The sequence below is a fragment of the Rhizobium quercicola genome, from assembly GCF_021168455.1.
GTDB lineage: Bacteria > Pseudomonadota > Alphaproteobacteria > Rhizobiales > Rhizobiaceae > Ferranicluibacter > Ferranicluibacter quercicola.
Genome location: NZ_JAJOZR010000004.1, coordinates 271,829 through 297,239 on the forward strand (window position 1 = coordinate 271,829; position 25,411 = coordinate 297,239).

At 64.6% G+C, this 25,411-nt stretch carries 24 protein-coding genes; 6 read left to right on the top strand and 18 right to left on the bottom strand.

The features are described from left to right. The first annotated feature begins 78 nt into the window (after window positions 1–78). Window positions 79–933 (top strand): mechanosensitive ion channel family protein, encoded by an 855-nt coding sequence (locus LRX75_RS08160; protein WP_231813367.1) that lies wholly within the window; start codon window positions 79–81, stop codon window positions 931–933. Window positions 934–951: 18 nt separating this feature from the next. Here LRX75_RS08160 and LRX75_RS08165 read toward each other — a convergent pair whose 3' ends face one another. The 6 genes from LRX75_RS08165 to LRX75_RS08190 all read right to left on the bottom strand — a co-directional run bounded on the left by LRX75_RS08165 (window position 952) and on the right by LRX75_RS08190 (window position 7,583). After that, the gene (locus tag LRX75_RS08165; RefSeq protein WP_231813369.1) at window positions 952–1,479 is read right to left on the bottom strand and encodes a superoxide dismutase family protein; all 528 of its coding nucleotides are present in this window, start codon (window positions 1,477–1,479) and stop codon (window positions 952–954) included. Window positions 1,480–1,643: 164 nt separating this feature from the next. Next, window positions 1,644–2,357, bottom strand: coding sequence for a sulfite exporter TauE/SafE family protein (locus LRX75_RS08170; RefSeq protein ID WP_231813469.1), 714 nt, complete (start codon window positions 2,355–2,357; stop codon window positions 1,644–1,646). A gap of 77 nt (window positions 2,358–2,434) precedes the next feature. Beyond that, on the bottom strand, window positions 2,435–3,343 hold the full coding sequence (nadC, locus tag LRX75_RS08175) for a carboxylating nicotinate-nucleotide diphosphorylase (RefSeq protein ID WP_231813371.1): 909 nt from the start codon (window positions 3,341–3,343) through the stop codon (window positions 2,435–2,437). A gap of 52 nt (window positions 3,344–3,395) precedes the next feature. Beyond that, on the bottom strand, window positions 3,396–4,994 hold the full coding sequence (locus LRX75_RS08180; protein WP_231813373.1) for an L-aspartate oxidase: 1,599 nt from the start codon (window positions 4,992–4,994) through the stop codon (window positions 3,396–3,398). 88 nt (window positions 4,995–5,082) lie between these two features. Continuing rightward, window positions 5,083–6,156 (bottom strand): quinolinate synthase NadA, encoded by a 1,074-nt coding sequence (gene nadA, locus LRX75_RS08185; protein ID WP_231813470.1) that lies wholly within the window; start codon window positions 6,154–6,156, stop codon window positions 5,083–5,085. A 188-nt stretch (window positions 6,157–6,344) separates the two neighbouring features. Continuing rightward, window positions 6,345–7,583: an MFS transporter gene (locus tag LRX75_RS08190; RefSeq protein WP_231813374.1), complete on the bottom strand. Its 1,239-nt coding sequence runs from the start codon at window positions 7,581–7,583 to the stop codon at window positions 6,345–6,347. 182 nt (window positions 7,584–7,765) lie between these two features. Here LRX75_RS08190 and LRX75_RS08195 point away from each other — a divergent pair, with 182 nt between their 5' ends. Next, a complete protein-coding gene (locus tag LRX75_RS08195; protein ID WP_231813376.1) occupies window positions 7,766–8,248 on the top strand; it encodes a VanZ family protein in 483 nt (160 codons plus the stop codon). Here the strand turns inward: LRX75_RS08195 and LRX75_RS08200 are convergent. From LRX75_RS08200 to recO, 5 genes are all read right to left on the bottom strand, one after another. Continuing rightward, on the bottom strand, window positions 8,138–8,995 hold the full coding sequence (locus LRX75_RS08200) for an MOSC domain-containing protein (RefSeq protein WP_231813378.1): 858 nt from the start codon (window positions 8,993–8,995) through the stop codon (window positions 8,138–8,140). The two genes, LRX75_RS08195 and LRX75_RS08200, sit on opposite strands and share 111 nt — an antisense overlap. 52 nt (window positions 8,996–9,047) lie before the next feature. Beyond that, on the bottom strand, window positions 9,048–10,109 hold the full coding sequence (locus tag LRX75_RS08205) for an acyltransferase family protein (RefSeq protein ID WP_231813380.1): 1,062 nt from the start codon (window positions 10,107–10,109) through the stop codon (window positions 9,048–9,050). A gap of 145 nt (window positions 10,110–10,254) precedes the next feature. Then, on the bottom strand, window positions 10,255–10,917 hold the full coding sequence (locus LRX75_RS08210) for an HD domain-containing protein (RefSeq protein ID WP_231813382.1): 663 nt from the start codon (window positions 10,915–10,917) through the stop codon (window positions 10,255–10,257). Further along, window positions 10,914–13,721, bottom strand: coding sequence for a DUF2339 domain-containing protein (locus LRX75_RS08215; RefSeq protein WP_231813383.1), 2,808 nt, complete (start codon window positions 13,719–13,721; stop codon window positions 10,914–10,916). The genes LRX75_RS08210 and LRX75_RS08215 overlap by 4 nt, the downstream gene beginning before the upstream one ends. A gap of 108 nt (window positions 13,722–13,829) precedes the next feature. Further along, window positions 13,830–14,618 (bottom strand): DNA repair protein RecO, encoded by a 789-nt coding sequence (gene recO, locus LRX75_RS08220; RefSeq protein WP_231813385.1) that lies wholly within the window; start codon window positions 14,616–14,618, stop codon window positions 13,830–13,832. 293 nt (window positions 14,619–14,911) lie between these two features. On the opposite strand from recO, the gene LRX75_RS08225 reads away from it, so the two are divergent. Then, window positions 14,912–15,625 carry a class I SAM-dependent methyltransferase gene (locus LRX75_RS08225; protein WP_231813387.1) on the top strand — a complete coding sequence of 238 codons (714 nt, stop codon included), beginning with the start codon at window positions 14,912–14,914 and terminating at the stop codon, window positions 15,623–15,625. Window positions 15,626–15,747: 122 nt separating this feature from the next. Further along, window positions 15,748–16,722: an acyltransferase family protein gene (locus tag LRX75_RS08230; protein WP_231813389.1), complete on the top strand. Its 975-nt coding sequence runs from the start codon at window positions 15,748–15,750 to the stop codon at window positions 16,720–16,722. A gap of 49 nt (window positions 16,723–16,771) precedes the next feature. Here the strand turns inward: LRX75_RS08230 and LRX75_RS23265 are convergent, their stop codons facing one another. Continuing rightward, window positions 16,772–16,897 carry a hypothetical protein gene (locus LRX75_RS23265; protein ID WP_269456111.1) on the bottom strand — a complete coding sequence of 42 codons (126 nt, stop codon included), beginning with the start codon at window positions 16,895–16,897 and terminating at the stop codon, window positions 16,772–16,774. Window positions 16,898–16,951: 54 nt separating this feature from the next. On the opposite strand from LRX75_RS23265, the gene LRX75_RS08235 reads away from it, so the two are divergent. Further along, entirely contained in the window at window positions 16,952–18,373 is a 1,422-nt protein-coding gene (locus tag LRX75_RS08235) for a family 16 glycosylhydrolase (protein ID WP_231813391.1), read from the top strand. Window positions 18,374–18,461: 88 nt separating this feature from the next. On the opposite strand, the gene LRX75_RS08240 is transcribed toward LRX75_RS08235, so the two are convergent. Next, window positions 18,462–18,608, bottom strand: a complete 147-nt coding sequence (locus LRX75_RS08240) for a hypothetical protein (protein WP_231813393.1) — start codon at window positions 18,606–18,608, stop codon at window positions 18,462–18,464. Between the two features lie 389 nt (window positions 18,609–18,997). On the opposite strand from LRX75_RS08240, the gene LRX75_RS08245 reads away from it, so the two are divergent. After that, window positions 18,998–20,017, top strand: a complete 1,020-nt coding sequence (locus LRX75_RS08245; protein ID WP_231813395.1) for an acyltransferase family protein — start codon at window positions 18,998–19,000, stop codon at window positions 20,015–20,017. Window positions 20,018–20,036: 19 nt separating this feature from the next. Here the strand turns inward: LRX75_RS08245 and LRX75_RS08250 are convergent, their stop codons facing one another. The 5 genes from LRX75_RS08250 to LRX75_RS08270 form a co-directional block, all read right to left on the bottom strand. Next, entirely contained in the window at window positions 20,037–20,741 is a 705-nt protein-coding gene (locus LRX75_RS08250; RefSeq protein WP_231813397.1) for an SGNH/GDSL hydrolase family protein, read from the bottom strand. 191 nt (window positions 20,742–20,932) lie between these two features. Further along, complete coding sequence (locus LRX75_RS08255) at window positions 20,933–21,085, bottom strand: hypothetical protein (protein WP_231813399.1); 153 nt, start codon at window positions 21,083–21,085, stop codon at window positions 20,933–20,935. 10 nt (window positions 21,086–21,095) lie between these two features. Further along, window positions 21,096–22,322 (bottom strand): hypothetical protein, encoded by a 1,227-nt coding sequence (locus tag LRX75_RS08260; RefSeq protein WP_231813401.1) that lies wholly within the window; start codon window positions 22,320–22,322, stop codon window positions 21,096–21,098. Further along, complete coding sequence (locus LRX75_RS08265) at window positions 22,322–22,525, bottom strand: hypothetical protein (protein ID WP_231813403.1); 204 nt, start codon at window positions 22,523–22,525, stop codon at window positions 22,322–22,324. The genes LRX75_RS08260 and LRX75_RS08265 overlap by 1 nt, the downstream gene beginning before the upstream one ends. A gap of 172 nt (window positions 22,526–22,697) precedes the next feature. Next, window positions 22,698–25,184 carry an SGNH/GDSL hydrolase family protein gene (locus tag LRX75_RS08270; RefSeq protein WP_231813405.1) on the bottom strand — a complete coding sequence of 829 codons (2,487 nt, stop codon included), beginning with the start codon at window positions 25,182–25,184 and terminating at the stop codon, window positions 22,698–22,700. Window positions 25,185–25,411 lie beyond the last annotated feature (227 nt).

A 25,411-nucleotide genomic window follows, 5' to 3' on the forward strand; every position in this document is an offset into this window, starting at 1 on the left:
CGTATCAAAGCCGACCCGACCGGTTGACCCCCAAGGCTTGCGCCCCATGTCCCCTCCTTCCAACGAAGAGGGCCTTTCATGGAACCACAACAGCCGGACGTCATCCTTGCCACCCGAACGGCGCTTAGCCAGGCGTCGGCTCTCGCCGTGCAATATTCCTTCTCGATCGTCGGGGCGCTGGTGCTGCTCTGCGCCGGCTGGCTGATCGCGCGGCTGCTGCACAACTGGGCCTATGCCGGCCTCAAGCGCGTTCATGGCATCGACGAGACGCTGGCGCGATTCTTTTCCAACATCATCCGCTACGCTCTGCTGGTGCTGGTGTTCGTGACGGTGCTCGGCCAGTTCGGCGTGCAGACAGCCTCGATCATCGCGGCGCTCGGCGCCGCCGGTCTCGCCATCGGTCTGGCGCTGCAGGGCACGCTGCAGAACATCGCGGCCGGCATCATGCTGCTCGTCCTCCGGCCCTTCCGGGTGGGCGAATCCATCGAGACATCGAGCGTGGCCGGCACGATCCGGGAGATCGGGCTTTTCGCCACCGAACTCGTGGATTCCGACGGCGTCTACCGGCTGGCGCCGAATTCGACGCTGTGGAACACACCGGTGCGCAATTTCAGCCGCCTGCCGACGCGCAAGCATGATCTGACGATCTCGATCCCGGCCGATCAGGACATTGATGAGGCGATGCAGAAGCTGCTGGATATCGCCCGCGGGAACGACACGGTGCTGAAGACGCCGGCGCCGAGCGTGTTCATCGCCGAGCTTTCGGGCGACGACGCGACCGTCACGCTGCGCTACTGGGTCTCCACGCCGAACTGGTGGGCGACGACGCGCAGCATGCTGAAACGGGTGAAGGACGAATTCGCGGTAAAGCCGGAGCCCGAGGCCCCAAGGGATGAGGACCGGGGCGACGGCCCCGGTCCTTTCGATGCATGATCCGTCGCGCGGGCGACCTTACTTGATGACGGCGCAGGCGAGACGATCACCGGCGTCGCCGGAGGGCTGACTGCGGTTGTCGTCGGCCTTGGCGTGGATCATCAGGGCGCGCCCGCGGATGCCGTTGGCCTTGTCGTCCAGCGTCACCATGCTGTTGAAGACCTGTGCGCGGAGCGTTCCATCGGCGCCGACATACTGGTTGGGCATGTCGCCGGCATGCGGGCCGTTGGCGGCGAGAAAACCGTGCTCCGTCTTGTCCGGATTGAAATGGCCGCCGGCCGAGGCGTGAGCATGCGCCGGATCGCATTTCCCGGTCTCGTGCACGTGGAAGGCAACCCAGGTACCGGCCGGAAGGCCGGTCACCTCGACCTCCATCAGCACGCCGTGCTTTCCGGCGGTCAGGAGCGCGCGTCCGGTCTCCTTGTCGTCCTTGCCGACGAAGCTCGCGCTTGCCGTCTGGGACTGCATCTGCGCGGTGGCGGGCACTGCGGCGACAATGGTGGCCGCAAGCGTGGCTGCAGCGAGGGTGGTGATCGTAGAGGTCATGGTGGTTCTTCCCTTCGTTTCGTGGCGCTCGTGTCTATCGGCTCTGGTCTTCCAGCACCTCGGGAGTAGTCCCGGCGTATTCGAAGAATGGCATGAACCCAACGTCCCGGGCTGCGCGAGGTTCCCCGCACACATGCGTGACGGCCGGCCGACGCCACCCGACGTCAGAAGAAGCGGACGACGGACGTGGCGATGATGATCATCGAGACGGCGACCATCAGGGGACGGATGGGCAGGTGCTTGACGATGTAGGCGCCGATCGGGGCTGCGAGAACGCCACCGATGATCAGGCCCACCGCCGCGTCGAGCTGCGACCAGCCGAGCGTGACGATGAAGGTGGCGGAGATCGTCAGCGTCACGGCGAATTCGGTGAGGCTGGTGGAGCCGATGACCTTCTTCGGATCATGGCCACGTCCGATCAGCGAGGTGGTGACGATCGGCCCCCAGCCGCCGCCACCCGCCGCATCGAGGCCGCCGCCGGCAAAGCCCACCAGCGGCACGGTCCAGTCGTGCACGTCGCGCTGGAACAGCGGCCGGAACGCCTTGATGAGAATATAGATGCCGATGAGGATGAGGTAGACGGAGATGAAGGGCTCGATGACCTTGCCGTCGATGTTGGAGAGGACATAGGCGCCGAGAATGCCGCCGATCATGCCGGCCGGTGCCAGCCGCATCACGAGCTTCCAGTTGACATTGCGCTGCCAGACATGAGAGGCGCCGGAGGCCGCCGTGGTGAAGACCTCCGTGATGTGCGTCATGGCGCTCGCCACCGCCGGCGGCATGCCGAAGGCGAGCAGAGCGGTGGTACAGAGGACCCCGAAGGCCATGCCGAGCGCGCCATCGACCAGCTGCGCGAAAAAGCCGATGAGGATGAACATCCAGATGTCGCTCAAATGCCGTCTCCGTTGTCGTTATGCTGCGCAGAGCTCTGCCGGGCGCGACAGGATCTGCTTCGTCAGGGTCTGCCAATGTCGATGTCGAGACCGATATCGAGCGTCGGCGCCGCCATGGTGATCTTCGACGTGGAGATATAGTCCACGCCCGTCTCGGCAATGGCGGCGATGGTGGCGAGATCGACGTTTCCGGACGCTTCGAGACGCGTGCGCCGACGGTCGGTCGCGTAGACATCGGCAGAGAGTTGCCAATGCGCGGCATTCAGCGCCACGGCCTCGCGCAGGAGGTCCGGGCCCATATTGTCGAGGAGGATGGCATCGGGCGTGGCCGACAGCGCTTGCTCCATCTGCTCCAGCCCGTCCACCTCGACCTCCACCCTGACCAGATGGCCCGCATAGGCTTGTGCTGCGCGGATGGCAGGTGCAACGCCGCCGGACACGGCGATATGGTTGTCCTTGATCAGGATCGCATCGTCGAGGCCATAGCGGTGATTGGACCCGCCGCCGAGCCGCACGGCATATTTTTCGACGGCGCGCAGGCCCGGCAGCGTCTTGCGCGTGCAGCAGACCTTGGCAGCCGTATGGGCGATGGCCTCGGCATAGCGGGCGGTGGTGGTGGCGACACCGCTCAGATGCATGAGAAAGTTCAGCGCCACCCGCTCCGCCGACAGGAGCCCGCGCGCCGGACCGGAGATGCGGGCGATGGTGGTGCCGGGGGCGACACGATCGCCGTCGTTTGCCAGAGCCTCGAAGACGAGTGACGGATCCACGAGGCGGAAGGCGGCGCGGGCAAGATCGAGCCCGGCGACGACGCCGGCGTCCCGGACGTTCATCGCCGCCGTCGCCGTGAGATGCGGGGCAATGGTGGCCGCCGTGGTGATATCGCCGGCGCGGCCGAGATCTTCGATCAGGGCGGCGCGGACGATATCCTCGACCATGAGCGTGGGCATGTAGGGGGGAAGAGCGGTCATCGAGGGGTCTTTCGAAAGAATGGCGTGCCGACAGGTGCAAGCACCGGTGTCGTCAGGCGCTCGCGGTTTCCGTGGCGTCGGCGACGATGCGGTCGGCCTCCTCCAGCGTCATGAAGGTCCGGTGCTGCCACTGCGCGCGGGGTTCGGGGAAGTCCGAGCGGAAGTGCCCGCCGCGGCTCTCCTCGCGCATCAGGGCACCGGCGACGATCAGCTTGGCGGTCGTGACGATGTTGGCGAAGCGCAGGCGCGGCGTGGCGCGCTCCAGCGCGGCGACGGTGCGGGCGGCGGTGAGCAGACCCGCCCGGTCGCGGATGACGCCGGCATGGGCCGACATTGTGCGGCGGAGTTCGCGCAGCTGCGGGCTGTCTTCCACCGTCACGAGATCGTCGCTCTCACCCGCATTGCCGGACCAGTTGCCCTGGCGCGGGGCCGGCAGCATGCCCTGGATGTTTTCGGCGATGCGGGCGGCGAAGACGACGGCTTCGAGCAGCGAATTGGACGCGAGGCGGTTGGCGCCATGGACGCCGGTGGAGGTCACCTCGCCGGCCGCCCACAGGCCGTCGATCGAGGTGCGCCCCTCGGCGTCGGTGAGGATGCCGCCCATGTGGTAGTGGACGGCCGGCACCACCGGGATCGGCTGCGTCACCGGATCGATGCCCGCCGCCTTGCAGGAGGCATAGACGGTGGGGAAGGCCTGCGGAAAATGCTCGCCCACGGCCTTGCGGCAATCGAGGAAGGCACCCCGGCCGGCCGCCACCTCGGCGAAGACACCGCGCGAGACGATGTCGCGCGGGGCAAGCTCGCCGTCGGGGTGGATGTCGAGCATGAAGCGGCGGCCATCCCGGTTGACGAGCAGGGCGCCGTCGCCGCGCAGCGCCTCGGTCGCCAGCGGCGCCGGATCGCGGCCGATGTCGATGGCCGTCGGGTGGAACTGGACGAATTCGGGATCGGCGATGATGGCGCCGGCGCGCGCGGCCATGCCGACGCCCTGCCCGCTCGCCTCGCGCGGATTGGTGGTGACCGCGAAGAGATGGCCGACGCCGCCCGAGCATAGCACGACGGCTCGCGCCGGAAACGAGATGCGCTTGCGCGACTGCCCGGCATCCGGCCGGGCGACGACGCCGGCGATGAAGCGGCCCTCGCGGATCAGCTCTTCGACGACATAGCCCTCCATCGCCCGGATGGACGGCGTGGCGCGCACCGTGGCGATCAGCGCCTCCATGATGGCGCGCCCGGCCATGTCGCCCTTCACGCGCACGATGCGGCGCTCGGAATGCGCGGCCTCGCGCGAGAGCAGCAGGTGCCCTTCCAGATCGCGATCGAAGGGCACGCCATAGGACAGGAGATCGTGGATGCGGGCGGGACCTTCCGACACCATGCGGCGCGCCATCTTCTCGTCCACGATGCCGGCGCCGGCCGCCAGCGTGTCGGCCACGTGGGAATCGATCGAGTCGCCCGGGCTCATCGCCGCGGCGATGCCGCCCTGCGCCCAGGCGGACGATGCGCCGTGGCCGATGGGCGCGGCCGCCAGAACGGTGACCGGGCGCGGACTGAGCTTCAGCGCGCAGAACAGGCCGGCCAGCCCGCCGCCGACGATGACGATGTCGTCGATGCCGTTGAAGGATTGGGGTCGAAAATGATCGGTCAGCATGGCAGTCTCCTCCGCCGGCTCAAAAGCGTTTCCGCTCCTCTGCGAATCGCAAAACGCTCCGTCTCTCTGTTCGACGCAACGCCGAACGCTACTGCTTGAGGTTGATCATCCGCTCGACGGCCAGCCGCGCGCGGTCGGCGATCTCGGGGTCGATCAGCACCTCGTCCGTCATGGTCAGCAGGCTGTCGAGGATCTTCGGCAGCGTGATGCGCTTCATGTGCGGACAGAGGTTGCACGGCTTGACGAACGTGACGCCCTCGACCTCCGCCTGGATGTTGGAGGCCATGGAGCATTCGGTGACCAGCAGCACCTTTGGCGGGCGCTTGTCCTTGACGTAGTTGATCATGCCGGCGGTGGAGCCCGCGAAATCGCAGACCGCGATGACATCCGGATGGCATTCGGGATGGCCGATGATCTCGATGCCGGGATGGGCGGCCTTGTAGGCGAGGAGTTCGGCGGCCGTGAAGCGCTCGTGCACCTCGCAGTGCCCCTTCCAGGTCAGGATCGTCTTGTTGGTCTGCTTGGCGACGTTCATGGCCAGATACTCGTCGGGAATGCAGAGCACGGTGTCGCTCTCCAGGCTTTCGACGATGGCGAGCACGTTGGACGAGGTGCAGCAGATGTCGGTCTCGGCCTTCACGTCGGCGGAGGTGTTGACATAGGTCACGACCGGCACGCCGGGATAGCGCTGCTTCAGCAGGCGGACATCGGCACCGGTGATCGATTCCGATAGCGAGCAGCCGGCCCGGGAATCGGGAATGAGAACGGTCTTCTGCGGGTTCAGGAGCTTCGACGTCTCGGCCATGAAGTGGACGCCGCACTGCACGATGATTTCGGCATCCACCCGCGTCGCATCGCGGGCGAGCTGCAGGGAATCCCCGACGATATCGGCGACGCAGTGGAAGATCTCCGGGGTCTGGTAGTTGTGAGCGAGGATAACGGCGTTGCGCTCGCGCTTCAGCCGGTTGATGGCCGCGACATAGGGCGCATAGACGGGCCATTCGAAGGCGGGAATGAAGTCGCGAACCTTCTGGTAGAGGTGCTCGGTTTCCCGCGCGATCTCGGGCGTGAAGGTCAGGTCCGGCATGGGGATGACGCCGAAGCGTTCGGCGGCGGTCTGGAAGCGCGGCTGCGTTGCGCCGTCCGACGGCAGGCCGTCCATCGTTCGAAATGCCTCTGTCATGCCATCCTCGCTTTCCGCCGCTCCACCACGACAGCAAATATGCTCATTATGAGCATAAAGGGATCAAAACAAAACCGGCGTTGCCGGTCCTGCTGAATTAGAAAGTTTTGTGACGGATATCAAGCCGTCCGCGACGCCTTTTTGTCACATCGAGCATAAGCCGCTCTTCACGCCATGGCGGGGCGGAAGACCGGCTTTTCCTCGATCGGCCAGTGCACGAGGGCCGCGAACAGGCCGAGCACGACGCCGATCCACCAGACCGGATCGTAGGAGCCGAAATGATCGTAGAGATAACCGCCCATCCAGACGCCGAGGAAAGAGCCGATCTGGTGCGACAGGAAGACGATGCCGCCAAGCAGGCCGAGATGGCGCGTGCCGAACATGATCGCCACCAAGGCATTTGTCGGCGGCACCGTCGACAGCCACAGCAGGCCCATGGCGATGGCGAACAGGATGACGGTGAGCGGCGACTGCGGCAGCAGCAGGAAGGCGGAGACGACGATCGAGCGGCCGATATAGATCAGGGAGAGGAAATAGGGTTTCGAGTAGCGCTGCCCGATGACGCCTGCGGACAGCGAGCCGATGATGTTGAAGAAGCCGATCAGAGCGAGCGCGATGACGGCGTAGCGCGCGTCGATGCCGATATCGCCGATATAGGCGGGAAAATGCGCGGTGATGAAGGCGACCTGATAGCCGCAGACGAAAAAGCCGGACACGAGCAGAAGGTAGCTCTTGTGACCCAGCGCCTCCTTCAGCGCCTGCCCGATCGACTGCTTGTAGACCGACTGGCTCTGCGAGCCCGAGCTGGCATTGCCGCGCAGGGGAATGGCGACGAGCGGCACGATCAGCATCATGGCGCCGAGGATGACGAGGCTGTCGGACCAGCCGAAGGCCGAGACGAGGCCCTGGCTGAGCGGCGCGAACAGGAACATGCCGGCCGAGCCCGCGGCCGTGCCGATGCCGAAGGCCATGGAGCGCTGTTCCGGCGTGACGTTGCGGGCGAAGGCGGACAGAATGGTGCCGAAGGAGCCGGCGCCGACGGCAAGGCCGACCAGCACCCCGCCCCCGACATGCAGCCAGACGGTGGCCGTCGCGAACGCCATGACGATCAGCCCGGTCGCATAAAGAAGGCCCGATATCGCCAGCACCCGCCAGGTGCCGTATTTGTCGGCCATCGCGCCGAAGAAGGGCTGGCTGAGCCCCCAGCAGAGATTCTGAAGGGCCATGGCAAGGCCGAACGTCGTGCGGTCCCAGCCGAGATCCGCCAGCATGGGGAGCTGGAAGAAGCCCATGGCCGAGCGTGGCCCGAAGGTGAGCATCGCCACAAGCGAACCCGAGAGGATGATGAGCCACGGCAGGCCGCGACGCGGGGTGCGGGCAACAGCGGCGGGACTGGCGGCGGACATGAGCGGGCTCCGGATGAGGGCCGCTGAAGGCGATGCGGCCATGTCAGATTAGGGGAGCAGGCCGTGCATCGAAAGTGAATTCGCGTGACACCTGCATCAACGTCGTTGATGCGGCGCTCGGCGCGGGACACCTCACGGGCGTGTGCATTGCACCATGGACCTCGCGGTTCTATGACAGTTCGATGACACTTCGATCCCTGTTCCGCGCTGCCGCCTGGGCTGCCCTTCTTGTCCTCGTGGCTGTCACGATCTCGCCGATCGGCTGGCGGCCGCCGACGGTGACGGTGGTCGGTCTCGACCGGGCTGCGGCCTTTGCGCTGGCGGGCGCGATCTTCGCCATAGCCTATCCGCGGCGGTGGCTTTCTCTTGCGCTGTTCCTGATCGCGGCCGCCTTCTTCATCGAGATGCTGCAATGGATCTCGCCGACCCGCCACGCCCGATTTTCCGATGCGCTGGTGAAGTCGCTCGGCAGTCTCATCGGCCTTGCGGTGGGCAAGCTGGCGCTGGTCGCGCGCCGGCGGTGGCTGGCCGACCGGCAACGTCCGAAGCGCGGGTCAGGCGCGATGCTTCATGGGCCAGCGCTCGGTGCGGGTCGAGACGATGCGGGCGGGATCGCCGAGCCCGATGCGCCCGGTGCCGCGCGGTACCGCGTTCCAGCCGAATAGAACGCCGGGAACCCTGCGGTCGGCCGACATGCGCTCCACCCGCAGCGCCTCGATCGGGTTGCCGCCGATGCGTTCGCCGGTCATCTGGTCCTGCGTGGTCATGATGCAGCGGGCACAGGGTTTGACGAGGTCGAAGCGGATGCCGCCGATCTCGACCGCGTCCCACAGATCCTCCTCCCAGGCCGTGTCGTGATCGAGGAGAATGTTGGTGCGGAAGCGATCCATGCCGACGAGCGGCTGGCCCTTCGACGCGAGCGTCCTGTTGAGAGCCTCCAGCGAACCGGTGGTCGTGATGAGGATCGGGAAGCCATCGGCGAACCCGACGGGCGCCGGCGCGCCGGCCCACTCCGCACCGACGGTCCGCTCCGCCTTATCATCCATGTGCACCAGCCGGACCGGGCGACCGAGCCAGCCGGACAGGGTCTCGTTTGCGGCATCGTCCGCGCAGGCGGCATCGACGGCGCTCGACCAGACACGCACGACGATGCGGCGGTCGCCCGTGAACCGGACGGACAAGCGCGCGCCGCCCATCTCCAGATCGAGCCCGCCTGCCTGCGGCACGGCAGAGATCTGCGCCAGCGGCTGACACTCGCGCTGGGTGATGAAGGTGCCGTCGGGATCCACAAGCATGAAGCGGCGGTCTCCGGCAAAGCCATCCAGCCGAACATCGGCGTGCTCGACGGGAATCGCCCGGCCGCTCTTCAGCGGGTGGATGTTGAGTGCGACGACCTTGGGGTTCACGGGCATTCGGGCAGTCCTTCAGCGGCAGCGGGAAAGCTCCGTTGTAACCGCCAAGGGGTCACGCCGTCGATGCGATTCTTCCGCGCGGCTCGCTCGGCTGAACGACCGCGTGCCGCGCCCGATGGCGTTTCCAGCCTTCCACCAGCCGGCGGCGAACCGGGTCCTCGATGAGGTGGTACGAGTAGGTTGCGAAGACGACGGCAAGACAGACCGACAGGATGACCGCGACGGGACCGGGGAGGAAGAGGCCGAGCGTCTTCATCGAGAGGAACATGACCGGCACGTGAAAGAGGTAGAGCGAAAAGCTGATTTTGCCGAGGAACCGCAGGGGTGCGCTGGCCAGCAGGCCGCGCGACAGGGACTGTTCCTGCGCAGTGAGGAAGACGATGATGCCCGCCGTCACCGCCATTGCCAGACCCCAGCCATCGTGCTGGTCGCGCAACATCAGGATCTTCGACAGGAAGACGAAGCCGAGCAGCGCCAGCGTGGCGATGCCGACCAGCGGACCCCTGGGCCGCAGGCGACCGGAGGCGAAGAGAAGGCCGGCACCCACGCCTGCCATGAAGAAATGGATCTTCGACGGCAGCAGGATGCCCGGGCCGGGAAAGTCGAAAACGGCATCGACCGCGACGCAGACGGCAAGGAAAAGCGCCAGCAAACGGTATTTGCGGGCATCGGACAGGCAGAGCCAGACCAGGAGGAAGAAGAAATAGAACTGGATTTCCGGCGGGACCGACCAGAAAACGCCGGACGAACCGAGGAGGAAAACGTGCCGGAGGATCTCGACCGGGCCATGGATCGGGTGGATGTAATCCAGGCCGGGCACGAGAGACAGAAGCACGACGCACAGCACGGCCACGAGATAGACCGGATAGATGCGGGCGAAGCGGTGCACCAGATAATCGGTTGCCGCCACCCGATCCAGCGGCCGCGCCGCATAGAGGCTCGCCATCAGGAAGCCGCTGAGCGCGAAGAAGATCTCGACCGCCTCCGCGCCGATGTTCAGCGAGAACCAGCCCGGCAGATGCGGGTAAAGCAGCGCAACGTGCGACACCACCACGAGGAAGGCTGCAATTCCCCTCAGACCGTCGAGGCTGGCAATGTGTCTGGTGGCGCGCATGGACATCTCGCTGGCGGCCGTTTCCGGTCACGTCTCGAAGGTGAAAGACGTGATCAGAACACCATTGCACCCTGGCAGAGTCAAACTTTCATGGTGAATTTTCGGTTACGAGGTTAATGCCGGATGTTGGCGCCCGCTCTGCGTTTCAGGCGATCTCCTGCATCAGCATGTCGAGAACGGTGCGCAGGCGCGCCTGCCGTTCGCCCGCCATGCGTCGTCCGCCCTCCGTCTGGGCGTTCGCGGCCAGTTTGAAGAGTTTCACCTCGAAGTGGTCGAGCGCGAAGGCCTTGTCGTCCAGCGGGCGGTTGTGCGCCAGCGGGTCGAGCGGATCGTAGAGGCCGCTGCCGAGGCGACCGGCGATGTAGAAGCAGCGTGCGGCGCCGATCATGCCGATCGCGTCGAGCCTGTCGGCATCCTGCAGAATCTTCGCCTCGATCGTCTCCGGCGGAAGGCCGGCCGAAAAGCTGTGGGTGAGGATGGCATGGGCGACCGCGTCGATATCGGGCGCGCTCCAGCCGAGACGCGCGAGAAGCCCGCGGGCCTTGTCGGCGGCAAGCCGCGAGGCGCTCGCCCGATTCGGCGCGTTCTTTTCGACGGCCACCCCGTCGTGCAGCAGCACGGCGGCGCAGAGCCGGCGCAGGTCGCCGCCCTCCTCCGCCTGAAGGCGGCAGACATTGCGCCAGACACGGATCAGGTGGGCCACATCGTGCGACCCGTCGTCGCCCGTCGCGCCCTCGGCAAGAAGCGCCTGCGCGAGATCGGCAAACGGCGCGAAGGCGGCCGCGAAGACCGATGTCGCCTGTGTCATGCGTCGGTCCCGGGCGAAACGTCGGCTGCGGGTTTCGGCCGCGACGTCAGGACCTTCTGGTAGAACAGGCCGATGCCGATTAGCACGATGCCGAGCCCCATGAAGGACAGTGCGCGCAGCAGACCTTCCAGATTGGCCATGTCGAACAGGAAGACCTTCAGCACCGTGACGAAGACGAGCACGCCGGAGACGATGCGCATGCTGCGGCTATGGAAGCGCAGGCTGGCGACGAGCAGAAGCACGCCGAGGGCGAGCCAGACAACCGAATAGGTATAGGTCTCGCCGGCGAGGAAACCCTTCCAGTCCGCGATACCGGGGCCCTGCCAGGCACGGCGCACCGACAAGGTGGCCCAGGTGAAAGCGAGCACCGCCGCCGCTGTCGCCAGTGCCGCGACGAAGATCGGCGGACGCCGGCCGACGGCCATGCGCGCGAGCGCGGCGTAGGCGAGGCCCGGCAGCAGGTAGCCGATGAGGAGCAGGTCGAACAGCGGATAGGGTCCGAGCATTTCGCCGGTGAGATAGGGATTGAGACCGACAAGGTGGGCCGAGAGCGTCATCAGCAGAGAGACGGCGCCGAGACCGATACTGCCATAGCGCAGGAACGAGCCGGGACGGCTGAGATCGAGCCGCATCAGGATGGCGGAGGCGCCGATGACCAGCAGCGTATAGATCGACTGTTCCGACAGGGACGGCGTGCCACCCTGAAGCTGGCCACCATTCATCGCGTGGCGCACCAGAATGGCGAGCGTGAGCAGGCCGAACAGGCTGGCAATCGCCTGCAGCGTGTTGCGCAGGCGATCGGACGGCCAGTCGCGCAGCGTATAGGCCGACCAGAGCGCAAAGAGCGCGGGGAGACCATAGCCCGGAAGCAGCGCGTTCAGCACCGGCGTGCGGCCAAGGGCGAGCGGACCGACGATGGTCGGTTCCCAGCCGATCCGCGCAAGGACGAACACGAAACCGAGCGCCCCGACCCAGGGCAGCGCCGCCCAGTCGCGCACCCGCGTGGCTGCGACGAAGGCGACCGCGAAGACGGCCATGGCGAGCACCGTCCAGAGCCCATCCGACAGCGCGTGTGCGGCAATGACCAGCTGGCCGAGCGCACCGGCCAGCAGCAGGCCCTGGGCGACGATCGGAAAAGACGCGTCGCGGCGGACGGAGATGTCTGCAAGCGCGAGAAAGGCAAGGGCGGCAAGCGTTGCGGCGATACCGTGCAGCGGATCGAAGGCATAGGTGCCGAGGATGAGGAAGGAGAGCCCGATGCAGGCGACCGAGGTGACGGCGGAAAGACCGGACCAGAGAATGACGAACCGGTGCCTGTCGCCATGGCGATGGAGGGCGAAGGCGCAGAGCGCGATGAAGATCGCCGCAAGGCTCAAGGCCGCGACCGGCGAGGTCGCGAACGACCGTTCGGCAACGACGCCGATGCTGGAAAGCTCCAGCAGCATCGGAAGCGTGGCCAGCGTCGAGACGCCAAGAATGGCGAGGAGTCCGGCCGTCAGCGCAGCCGTGACGGCCCGCACCCGCACGGCGCCGAGGAGGCCGAGCGCGGCGGTGATGGCCAGGAATTCATAGGTCGGATTGCCATCGGTCTCCGTCAGCGGACCGATGAGCGACAGCCCGGTCATCAGCACGGCAAAGGCGCCGGTGAGGATGATGGGGGCATGACGCGGCAGCAGCAGGCGGCGCCAGTGCGCCGCACTGCGCGATGCCGGCACCGCCGGTGTCGCCACGGCATCCCCGGCCTCCGCCGCTGCATCCGCGGCAAGGGGACGTGCCTCCGCTACGTCCTCGATCGCCTCCGGCTCCGCGTCGTCGGCACCGGCCGGCCAGACATAGGCGTGGCCGGCGATGAGGACGAGCAGCGACAGAGAGACCGGCAGGGTCAAGGCTGGATCTTCCGCAATCAGATAGACCGTGCCCCAGAGGGCAAGGCCGATATTGGCGAAGGCCGGCACGATCCGCCAGCGGCCGATCCGCGCCGTTGCCATCGCAGCCAGCCACACGAGCGACAGGAAGGCGAACAGGCTCCATGGCGAGGGATCGTCGGCATCGATCAGGAGCGGCGTGACGAGCGACGCGACGAGGCCGAGACCGGCCAGCGCCTGGCCATGCCGCAACGACAGGCCGAAGACAAGGAGCGACACCAGCCCCATGAGAACGAAGGCCGTCGTCGGACCGATGAAGGCGTAGACCGCATGTGCCGCAAAGATTGCGCCGAGCAGCGTCACCGCGCCGGCCGCGGTCAGAATGCCGGGGATCATGGCATTGGCGAAGCGCTGTCCGCCGTCCGCAGGACCACGCCTGCGGATCATCTCGCCGCCGACCATGAGGGCCGCGCCGAACAGCGCCGCCAGCACCAGCCTTACGGCAGGGCTGAGCAGCCCCGCATCGATCGACACCTTGACCAGAAAGATGCCACCCAGAGCCAGGGCAACCCCGCCGACCCAGACGGCCCAACGCGCACCGAGCCAGCTTTCCAGCGATTCGCGCGGTTTTTGCGGCTCGGCTTCCTCCGGGGTCGCGGAAGCGGCGTCCGCGTCGATCGTTTCCGGCTCGGCGACGGCTGCCGATCGCTCATCCTCCTGCGCGTCGGTCGTCGGCATCTCGATCGCCGCGACATCCGTCGCCGGCTCCGTCACGAGCGTTCCGGACGGGCTGTCGGCGGGAAGCCGGGCAGCGGACAGGCGGGCGATCTCCGACTGGAGAAAGGCGATGTCGCGCGTGAACCGCTCGTTTGCCTGCCGGGTGCGGGCAAAGGCCAGGAACGAGAAGATGAAGGCGGCGAGAACAAGAAGGTCGGTCATGGGCACCCGTCATGCAGACCCCTGCGGCCGAAACCGGCAGAGGCGATCAGAAAGACGGCAACTTATCGTCATTGCAGCGGAAACCAAGACGGAACCGCGTGATTCTCTTCAAGGGAGCAGGATGTCGATGGTCTTTTCCCCGGTCGAGGCCGCATCGGCTGCGGCCGGCGCGGTGCCGAGCGCCTTCATCGCCGCCTGAACGAAGCCGTTTCTCGCGGCCGAGATTTCGATGCCGCGTGGCTCGTAGACGTGGCGATGAAGGAAATAGCCCGTCATGCGCAGCGCGTCTTCGAGGCTTTGCCGGTCGGCCGCCCTGCCCTCCAGCGCCAGGAAGGGCGGCAGCGCGAACATGCGTTCGGCATAGGGCAGACCGGCTGTGCGGCTGACGGCGCGGCCGGATTTCGGCGAGATGAAAGCCAGATCCTCGCGCGCGCCGGTGGCGGCGCAGCGCGCGAGATCGAGGCCGAAACCGAGATCCTCGAGCACTGCGATCTCGAACCGCACGAAGAGTTCGCCGGCATCCTTCGGATCGTGCAGATGGTCGAGGATGACGGACAGCGACGTATAGAGATGCGGATGCGGGTCGCGCTCGGGCAGCAGCCGCAGAAGCGCCGCCATGGCCTGCACGCCGTAAACGGCCGTCGCCGTCTCCATCAGGCGCGCGGCACGCAGCTCCACCGGCTCCATGCGGAATTCTCCGAGATGCTCGTCGAGACGCGCCCGCCAGGTGACTTCGACCGCGTTGCCCGGCTGCAGCACCGGCTGGAGCGCGCGCGACCGCCCGCCGCGCACGAGGCCGAGATGGCGGCCGCGGGCGCGTGTCATGACTTCGGCGACGACGGAGGTTTCCCCATGTCGCCGAATGCCAAGAATGATCGCCTCATCGGTCCATTGCATGGGAAACGGTCCAGAAAGCAGGAGGTGTGGCGCGTGTGAGCGGACGCGGCGCCCACGCCGGGCGGCCGGTCGTGCGTACCAGCCCTGATGTAAGACGCGAGCGCCGCTTTGGGAAGAGCCCGCCGACAGGGCCGATCGCTCGCGAAGCGGCATCCCGACGCTGACGGGCCTCCCGCAAGCGCGCCCGCGGGCGAGGTTAACGATGTCTGAAGATATGACCGATATCCCTAATGTAAACTCTTCAAAATAAGGATAGCCTGATGGTCCGTCGATCCTGTCTTCCCGGAGTTTTCATGCATCCGACCATCAAACGCGTCGCCAAGCCGATCTTTCGCGCCGTCCGGCCGATCCTTCCCGCGCCTCTCCTTCTCTGGTTCAAGGGATATTCGGAGATGCGGTTCTGGAAGGGCCTCTACTCGGAAGAGCGCAAGCTCGACAACGATCACTACGAATATTTCTACACGACGTTTTTCTCGCTGGAGAAGGACTGGTACACGGGCAAGACGCTGCTCGACGTCGGCTGCGGCCCTGCGGGTAGCCTCGAATGGGCCGACATGGCGGGCACGCGCACGGGTCTCGATCCGCTCGTGGAGCAGTACCGCACGCTCGGCATCGACAAGCACAAGATGGACTATGTCTGCGCACCCGTCGAAAAGATCCCGTTCGCCACCGGTTCGCGGGATGTCGTCTGCTCCTTCAATTCGCTCGACCACGTGGATCACCTCGACACCGCGATCGACGAGATCTTCCGCGTGCTCAAGGTCGGCGGTTCGTTTCTCATCATCGTCGAGGTAAATCACAAGGCGCGCCCGACCGAGCCGATCGAGATCTGGGAAGACGCCCTGCGCCAGACGCTGGCGCGACACGGTACGATCGCCTCCTGGCGCGCCTTTCCCATCCGCTACGACCACGACATCTATCGCAGCCTGCGCGAGGGATCACCGATCGAGCGGATGCCGGACGGCAAGGAGGGGCTGATCGCCGCCCAGGTCATCAAGGGCGCCTGATCGGCGTCCGGCTCGGGCCGGGCGCATGGCCTTGCGCCGTCGCGGCGCAGGCGCGCTGTGTTTCCATCCCCCTGCCCGGCTGTACCACGCATGCCAGAGCCCTCTCCCGCGGAACGATCGCCATGTCCAAGGTCCCCTCCTACCAGTCCATCCAGTGCCTGCGCGCCGTCGCGGTGCTGATGGTGGCGCTCGTACACCTCTATCCGCAGCAGGTGGCCATCGGGGCTGCGGGCGTCGATATCTTCTTCGTCATCTCCGGCTTCATCATGGCGACCATCGGTGCACGGGAAACGCCCTCGACCTTCGCCATGCGCCGCGTGGCGCGGATCGTGCCGCTCTACTGGGCGGTGACGCTCTTCATGTGCGCGCTGGCGCTGAAGCCCGGCTTCTTCGCCAACTTCACCTTCGACACCCCGCGCCTCCTCATGTCGCTGTTCTTCCTTCCCTACCGCGATATCGACGGCGTCATCTGGCCGCTGGTCAAGGTCGGCTGGACGCTCAATCTCGAGATCTTCTTCTATGCGGTGTTCATGCTCTGCCTGTTGACGGCACGGCCGGTACCGGCCGCCATTGGTGCCATTCTCCTCCTGATCGTCACCGGTCTGCTGCTCGACCCCGCGCACGCCGCGCCGATCACCTGGACCTCGCCGCTGCTGGCGGAATTTGTGTTCGGCATGCTGATCGCCATCCTGCCGCGACCGCGCAACCGCGCTCTGGCGCTTGCGATCATCGCGGGCGGCATCCTCTGGTTCGCCCTCGCCGCCGCATCGCAGGTGACGCCCGACAACGAGGGCTGGCGGTTCGTCGTCTGGGGCGGCGGTGCCGCCCTCCTCGTGCTCGGCTGCCTCGGCATGGAGGAGGCCGGCGCCTGGCCCCGGGCAACCCGCCCGCTCGCCCGCCTCGGGGATGCGTCCTATTCCTTTTATCTGCTGCACGGTCTGGTCATCGCGCTCGTCGCCAAGCTGCTCGGTCACGGACTTTTCGCCGGGATCGTCGTCCTCGCCGTCTCGACGGTCACCGCCTTCCTGTCGCTCCATCTCTTCGAGCGCCCCGCTGCCCGTCTCGTCCGCAGCGTGCTGTTCCGCAACCGCGGCTGAGGCCGCCTGTTGTGCCTTTCCGGCACAGCCGTGCCGGATCGACACAGGTTCAACCTTCCTTCACCACCATTTCCAGCGTTTTCAGGCGCGCGCCGGTGAATCCGCCGATGCGTAAAACTTGAACGATCGCAAACGGCTTATCTTCATTTGGGACAATTAGGTTTTGCTGCATCACCTGCTGGCAATCGACTGCCGCGCAGGCCTTCTTCCTCGGATTTTGGAGATGACAATGGCAAAATCGATCAAGAATGCTGCTGGCAAGACTTTGTACTACAGCAACGACTCCAATGCATGGTCCGCCGCGACAGAAGCCAACACGTTCTTCAACAAGAACGGCGGATGGTTTTCGGGTACGGCCAAGGACGACTCGATCTGGGGAAAGGCAGGCTTGAAAGCCACCCTGATGGGCGGCGCCGGCGATGACATCTACTATCTCGCATCCCCCGACAACCTTGTCTATGAGGCTGCCGGACAGGGAACGGACACGGTCAGCACATGGTTCAGCTACCAGTTGACCAACCCGAATCTCGAAAACCTGATCGTCAGCGGCGACGATACCTTCGCGTTCGGCAATAGCCTCGACAACATCATCACGGGCGGCGCAGGCAAGCAGACGCTCTGGGGCGCTCTTGGCAACGACGTCCTGACAGGAGGCGCCGGCGACGACACGTTCATCATCACCGGCGGCGGCGGCCACGATACGATCACGGACCTCGGCGCCACCGATACCGTGCGCATCGCCTACTACACCTTCACGTCCTTTGCAGACGTCCTAAAGAACGCCAAGCAGGTCGGCAACGACACCGTCATCAAGATCACCGACAGCGCATCGGTGACGCTTCCCAACACAAAGGTCGGCAGCCTGAAAGCCGACCAGTTCGACCTGAACATCTCCAAGGCCGGCATGAAGATGACCTTCAGCGATGACTTCAACAAGCTCAGCCTCAACACCGGCAAGAATGGCGGCACCTGGGATACAAAGTTCTGGTATGCCAGCGACAAGGGCTCGTCCCTCGGCGCCGGCGAGCAGCAGTGGTATATCAACCCCTCCTATGCCCCAACCTCCAAGGTCAACCCGTTCTCGATCAAGGACGGCGTGCTGACGATCACGGCCGCGGAAACGCCGCCGGATTTGCTGAAGACCATCGGCTACGACTATACCTCCGGCGTGCTGACCACACATTCGAGCTTCGCCCAGACATACGGCTACTTCGAGATCCGCGCCGACCTGCCGGACGACGCGGGCGCATGGCCTGCCTTCTGGCTGCTGCCGAAGGACGGCACCTGGCCGCCCGAACTCGACGTCTTCGAGGCGATCGGCGGTACCAACAGCTACTTCGCGACCGCGCATACCAAGGAAACGGGCAGCCACACAAAAGTCTCCACTCAGGTGCATACCCAGAGCACCGAGGGCTTCCACACCTATGGCCTCCTGTGGACGAAGGACACGCTGACCTGGACCTTCGACGGGACCAAGGTCGCCAGCACGAAGACACCGGATGACATGCATTCCGACATGTACCTGCTGGTCAACCAGTCCGTCGGCGGCTGGGCGGGCACCCCGTCGGACAAGGATTTCGCGGACGGATCGCAGTTCAACATCGACTACATCAAGGTCTATTCGCTGCCGGCCGACGGCTCCATCATGTAATCCTTCGCTGCTCCTGTCCCTGATACGCAAAGGCCGCGCATTCAAAAATGCGCGGCCTTTGCGTCTCCGTTTCGGGCAGCTCCCGGGGTTAACGACCGGGCACCGCCATGTCGTCATCGCTCTCACCAGCGATGCCGCGATTGCCCTTCAGCCGCTCCATTTCCGCACGCAGCCGGTGGAAAAGGAAGTGAATTTCCGAAAGTGTGACACGGAAGTTCGTGATTTTATTCTCCAAGTGCCTCGTCAAAAGGCTTTAGAACAGAGTTCATATTCCGTGTGATATCCGTTTGACAAAGCTGTCTCGCCTAATGCTCAGCGTGCCACTCAGATTTTTTCTTTATACGAGACACGCTTTGCGCGCCTGCCAAAGGGCGGCTGGTTAGAAGGATTTCGTGCCAAGAGCGGCTGAAATCGGATCCTGACCGCTTTATGAGGAAACCCCATTACGGCACAGAGTGAACCAGAACGCAGGGGCTGCTAAATTTTCGCCAATTAACTGATTTATGTATTACTACTATTATATGTTGCCTTTTTTTAGCTGCGGATTATCAGTTATCCGACCGCAAAATATGGGGCTCGCAAATGGTTTCATTAAGTACCGATTTACATAGATTCAATTCAAAGATGATTGAGGTAGGAAGAGCTATAGCTGCAGCAGCTGTAGTTTTCTATCATGCTGGATCAATGTACGCATTACCCAAATATGGAAATGCCGTCCCATGGAGCGGATGGGGAGAGATCGGCAAGCATGGCGTCGATTTATTCTTTATAATTAGCGGATTTATCATTTTTGCGACCCATCAGAAAGATTTTGGCCATCCTGAACGTCTGAAGACATACATTATCCGACGCTTCGTTCGTATCTATCCAGTATACTGGTTCTGGATGACGGCATTTCTTCTGATGGCAACCGTCGGGTTGGCGACCGCGGCAATTGCGAAATCCCCTATCGACCTTCTTTCAGCTTATAGTCTGATCAGGTTATCCTCAGAGAACCCGCCTCTTTGGGTCGCGTGGACTCTGTTCCACGAGGTTGCATTCTACGCTATTTTTGCGCTTCTCATTCTGCACCGCTCAATTGGTATCATGGCTCTGACGGTTTGGGGTCTGAGCATTGTACTGATTAGGACATATACCGGACCAGATCAGCCAACTTTCATTACAGTGATCACAGATCTAATCAATCTCGAATTCTTCTTCGGTATGGCTATAGCCGCGACCTTTCGCCGGACCGGCGTCAAGATAGCAGCCGCCTTGGCGATTATCGGTGTTTTCGCGCTAGCCTTTGTTGCCTATCACAATCATGCTGGCACACTTCCGAGAAACCCTCTTTTCTATGGGGTCCCGTTCGCGCTGATACTCTCCGGGGTGGTTTCGCTTGAGTATAAGAGGCGCATCTCCGTACCCGCGTGGATATTAGCTATCGGCGCAGCAACATTTTCGATCTACCTCGTACATGGAATGTTTTTGTCAGTTATCTACCGCATCATCACGAAAATCATTCCAAGCTCGATACCGTTTTCTCTCCAACTCATTCCAGCCATCGCGGCGCTAATTAGTATCGGCATCGGGTACATTTGCTACTTGATGATCGAACGTCCTGCTCTCGCCTGGATGCGCAATCGTGTGGCCAAACCCGCATAGTCTGGACCGGCGTCGTAACTCACAAGTAGGACGACAATGCCCTCTTCAGTGCCGGCAGGATCCTCAAATAGCCTTCACGACTAAGGTGGATCTTGTCAGGCATGAGAATCTGCGGAACCGGCGACGGTCCAGCAGTTAGATAGTCACCGAGATCAAGAAAGTGGACATGGCTGTCCCATTGGCATCTACGCAAGCTATCATTCGTTTGCTGGATTTTCTCTGTGATTGAGCCTGCTTCGAGGCCGGTTGGTAACACCGCTATCAGAAAGATTTCAGCTTCGGGTGCATACTCCCGAAGCTTATGAACTGCAGAACCAATGCCACGCGCAGCGTACTCCGGCGACGCGGCGTGCTGGGCTATGTCATTTGCGCCACCGAGGAAGGTTATAATTCGTGCCCTTCGGATATCGAGGCGCGAGATCCGCCAATTAAGATTGGCGAGCGTATCGCCACCAATGCCGGCATTAAAAGGCTGTTTTCCGTTGAAGATTTCTGCCGCGATCTCACGTGGAAGTCGTTCTGTAAGAGAATCTCCGATCATGACATACTTCGCACCTGCAGTAAGGTGCTCTAAGGCGACGGCTTTACGAGACCATTCCGGGTTATCTCTAGGGACGCTGGCGGTTTCTGAAGCCCCACACTCAGAATGCTCGCTTTTAAAGCTACCAGTCGCGAAGGTGATCACGACTACCAGCAACGCTAGAACCCACGATCTGCTTTTCATTCAGATCTCCATAAGGAAATATGAATGTTTCTAGCTTGATGTCGTTCACTCGAAAAGCTTAGTTTGCCTTGCTCAGATGCGTAGGCTGCACTGATGTCCTGCAATGTCGCGTTTGTCATAATCGTCCTCATCTGGCTAAAACAGGCGAATATTAGCATAGACCGAAAACGTGTGCGCTCCGCCCTGCGCCATTAGCCCTCACCTTCATTGGCAGTTTGCAGCGCCTCCAAATGCTGTCGCTCGCGCTTGGCGAGTTCCGCCCGCAGCCGGAGAACCTCGCGCTTCAGCGCATCCAGTTCGATCCCCAGCGCATCGATCACGATCATCAAACCCTGTCCCTGCATCGGTCTCTCCTCAGGCCAGCGCCACGTCGCCCGACACCAGGGCGCCGGCTGCGGTCTTCGCGGTGATCTTGAACTTCGCATTGGCCTCGTCGTACCAGAAGGTCAGCTCCGCATTGACGAGGTCGGCCGCCGCCGGTGCCGCCGTCTTTCGTGTCATGACATAGCCGCCGTAGTTGATGCGGCTCACCACCTGGTCGCTATAGTCCAGCATCTGGAAAAAGTCGCCGGTGCCCGATGCCGTTTCCTGGCTGAACTGCACCACCGGCTGGGTCGCGGCATAGCCCGACAGCTGCATGGCCGGCTGGTCGGTCTTGCCGGCATTGGAGAAGACGCTCGAATAGGCCGCCGTGATCCGCCCGCTCGCCTGCACGCGGAAGAGCTGCGCGTCGGCGCTGTTGAGGATGGCGAGAATATCCGCCGTCTGGCCGGATGTCCCCTTCGCCGTCAGCGCCACGGTGCCGCTCGCGTTGCCCGTGACCTTCACCGGCGTGCGCCAGTCAAAGAACCCGTACTGGATCGACCCGCGCAGCGTCGTGCCGTCGGCGTCGAACAGGCTGAGCATCGGCTGGCTGGCCGGCACGGCACGCCCGCCCACCCGGAAGCGGATGCCGGTGCCCGAGGCGCCGGCCGCCTGCGACAGGGTCACCGTCTGGCTGTTCACGACGGCGCTGATCGTCGTGCCCGAGGGAATGCTGCCGAACGGGCTCGATGCCCCGACCGAGGTCAGCTGCGCGATCGCCTGGCCGACATCGGCCGCCGTGAACGCGGCCGTGGCCGAGGTGAAGGTGGTGGAGCCGGCGTTCGACACGCCGTCCTTGAAACCGGCGCCGGTCCTGGCCTGCAGCTTGACGCCGCCGGCGCCGGCATAAAGGTCCACCTGCAACGCGGGATTGATGGCAAAGCCGCTGATATAGGCGCCGAGGCCCGCACCCGGATTGTTGACGATGTTGAGGCCCCAGCTCGCATTCTTGTGGCTGATGAGCAGGCCGCCGCCCGCGCCCTCGTCCGTGCCGATGCCGATCGCGCCGGCCAGAGCGCCGGAGTTGGGACCGGCGCACAGGTGGAAGATGTAGCCGGTCGCATCGTCATATCTGGCGTCCATGACGCCGCCGCGGCCGTGGCCGGAGGGCTTGGCGATAAAGGCCGCGTCGCCGAAGACGCTGTGGCGGAGCGCATCCTCCACCTCCGTCTTCTCCGTCGATGCGACATTGCCGAGATAGGTCGCGAAATAGGTCATCAGGCATCTTTTCGGGTGAGGTCGTTCTGGGCGGTCGTGGTGGGAGCGATGCCTGTGGCGGACGGTCGGGCAGCACGGCCCATCAGCCTGCGGCTTGCCGAATCCGTCAGGACGGCACCGTTCTTCGCTGTCAGGGCCATTCTCCCCGAGACAGCGGATGCGCCGCCCCGGTCGAGGTTCAGGCCAAGAGAAATCTGATGCATGTTCTGTCTCCTCGATGTGTCCCGATGCGCCGGCCTCGACGGATGGGCAGCCGAACGATGAATGCAGAAGCGTCACGAATATCCACCGGGGGAGCGTCTTCGCTCCTCCGTCGTAAAATCCGCCATCCATGGACTTGAGACCCGTGCGCCGGATCCGGACCTGAGGCCGCGCCTAGCCCGGCCGCGCAGCGAGGCGCACGAGGCGCCGGTTCTCCGCATCGGGCGGCAGCGTGTAGGGGCCGCGAACGCCGAAGACGTCCTGCGTGCTTCCGTCCTCATAGGTCAGAGAAAGGTCGTGGCGCCCCGGAGGAAGCGCGATGCCCACCGTGTCCGCCTCCCGCACAGCCGCATGTCCGGTGGTGGGGATGATGGAAGACGGCGCGGGGCCCTGTTCAAGCTGCGGCAGGCCGATCCGGAAGGCGAAGCGGGTTGCCTGGCCCACCGCGCAGGGAATGGAGAGAGACGGGCGCAGGTGCGTCGCCAGCGGCGTCAAGACGACCGCCGTGCAGGCCTGCCGCAAGAGATGGCGTCCGGCCGCGACATCGGTCGAATGACGCGTCAGCGGCTCCGCGGACGACGCCAGTTCGGTCAGCCCGAGCCGCAGTTGCGGTGTATCCACTGCACCGATCCGCGCGAGGAAGCAGGAGAGCGTCCAGGCTCCCGGCTCGGCCGCCTGCGGCACGGCGATCGCGCCAGCCTCCTCGAAGAACAGCGTGACGGCATCCGTCTCGGGCACGCCCTCCCAGACCAGATCGATGAAGGACACGCCGGCTTCCGTGCCCGTGCGCAGGACCGACAACGTCAGCCCTTCGCCGCCCAGAACGCTCCAGTGCCGGGGCAGACCGGCCTGCGAAACGTGGGTTGCGGCGCTGTTGCGGATCAGGTTGCGTGCCGCAGGCTCGATCAGCAGCCCGCCGCCATCGGCTCGCCTTGCGTGTTGGGCGGCAACGGTGTGCCAGCCCGCACTGCCCTGTGCGAAACCGGGCGCGTCCCGTTTGCAGGACAGCACTGTGGCGAGCGCCACGCGCGCGCCGTCGAGGCGCGCGATATCGTCGACGAAATCGATCTCGATGCCCGTCCGCCCGGACGATGTCACGGCATTGGCCGCCATGCGCCGGAGCGCCGGCAATGCGGCTGCGGCCATGGCAGCATGCCCCGCCGCCTGCGGGTGGATGCCGTCTGCCGAAAGCGTTGCGCGAACCGGCGTGCCGGCGTCATGGGCAGCGCCCGGGCCGCCATTCAGGACGGCGGTGACGGGATGTGTCGCCGAAACGGTCGTCACGTGCGGCCAGTTCCGCTCCGCGCCATCGCTGCTACCGACGGGTGCGACCGGCAGGAAAACCAGATGATCGCCCGGCAGGGGCGCATCGCGCAGCACGAGCGCGCCGCCCCAGGCCGCCACCGGCGCCGCAAGCTCGGTCTGGAAGAGAGGCACGTGCCATCTGTGCTCCGTCTGCACGGCTGCCACGATATCGATGATGTCGTCCGGTCCCTTCTGCCCGGCAGCCGCCGCGCCGGCTGCGGCAGCCATGGTTTCGTTGACGGCGGAGGCGACGCTCTGCGGGCCGAAGCCTTGCTGGCTCTTCTGGCCTTCGATGCTCGTATTGGCATCCGGCGACAGCGTTTCGGACAGAACGGGTGCCTGAGCAATATGGCGGACACCGGCTGCGCGCAGGGCGCTCCGGATCGTCTCGAGGTCGCCCGAGACCTGATCGGCCGTGCGACCGTCGCGAATGTCGTTGGTTCCGAGCGCCAGGATGGCGGCCGTGGCACCGGCCCGCCGGACGAGGTCCAGCGATTTCTGCGACATGGCGCTGACGAACTGCGCCTTGTCGCCGGTCCGCGTCACCGAGAGATAGGGAAGCCCTGCGGCGAACGCGGCCCGCCGTCCCCAGCCGCCGCCCGCCTCGCCGTCGCCGGCCACATCGACCGCCCCGTCGAGGATACTGTCGCCGATGCCGGCGACGGAGGTGACGGGCTGCGCCGGTGTGCCGACCAGCATGACCGGGCACGGCGCCGGCACCCAGAGATCGGCACCCTCCGGGATTTCCCAACCGGCGCCATCGATATCGTCGCCGCCCTGGCGCGGGTCGAACAGCAGCTGGCTTTCGCCGGGGAGGTATGCAGAATTGCCCTGCACCGCGACGAGGCCTTCGGCTTCCAGATCGACCAGCATGCGGATATGCACGACCGTGCCCGGGGCGAAGACTTTCAGCCCGAACGCCTCGACCGAGAGCGGGTCCGGCAGCACCGCGATGGCGCCTGCCGATACGCTCCGCGACCGTTGTCCGTCGAAGACGAAGGGCACCGTTCGCCCTTGGGTGGACGCCGACACCTTGACGAGGCTGTAGGCGACATCGCCATCGACCTCCCGGTTCCCGGCATTGACGATGCTGAAATTGGAAAAGACGGGCGCGATCGACAGGGCGCCGCCGGCGCCGACGACGAAGCGCGTCGCGATCTTCATGCGGGTCTTCGCGCCCTTGGCGCCGCCCATGGCGTTCGGAACCTGCCCCCGGTTGGCGATGTTCGACAGGGGGATGGCAGACGAACCCGATGCCGCACAGGGACCGACAGCGCTGGCCACGGCCGCAAGGCCGGCAGCTGCGAGGAACTGTCGTCTGTCGATGGTCCAAATACCGCCGTTTCCCTTGTCCAAAGTCCTATCCTTCCGCGTTCCGCCCGGTCGCTTCCGCTGCGGTCATCCCCGTCGTTTGCATCCGTTCCGCACGTCCGCTGCTGCGTCGCTCGGTAGCCGACACTATCGGCCGGCAAATTCGCGCGGGGAGATGCCGACGTCGGTTTGTGCAGAGGATTCCTTGACAAATCTCGCAAATCTCGTCTCATGTCTCGAAAATTGACGGCTCTTCCACCCAGATTTTCCCC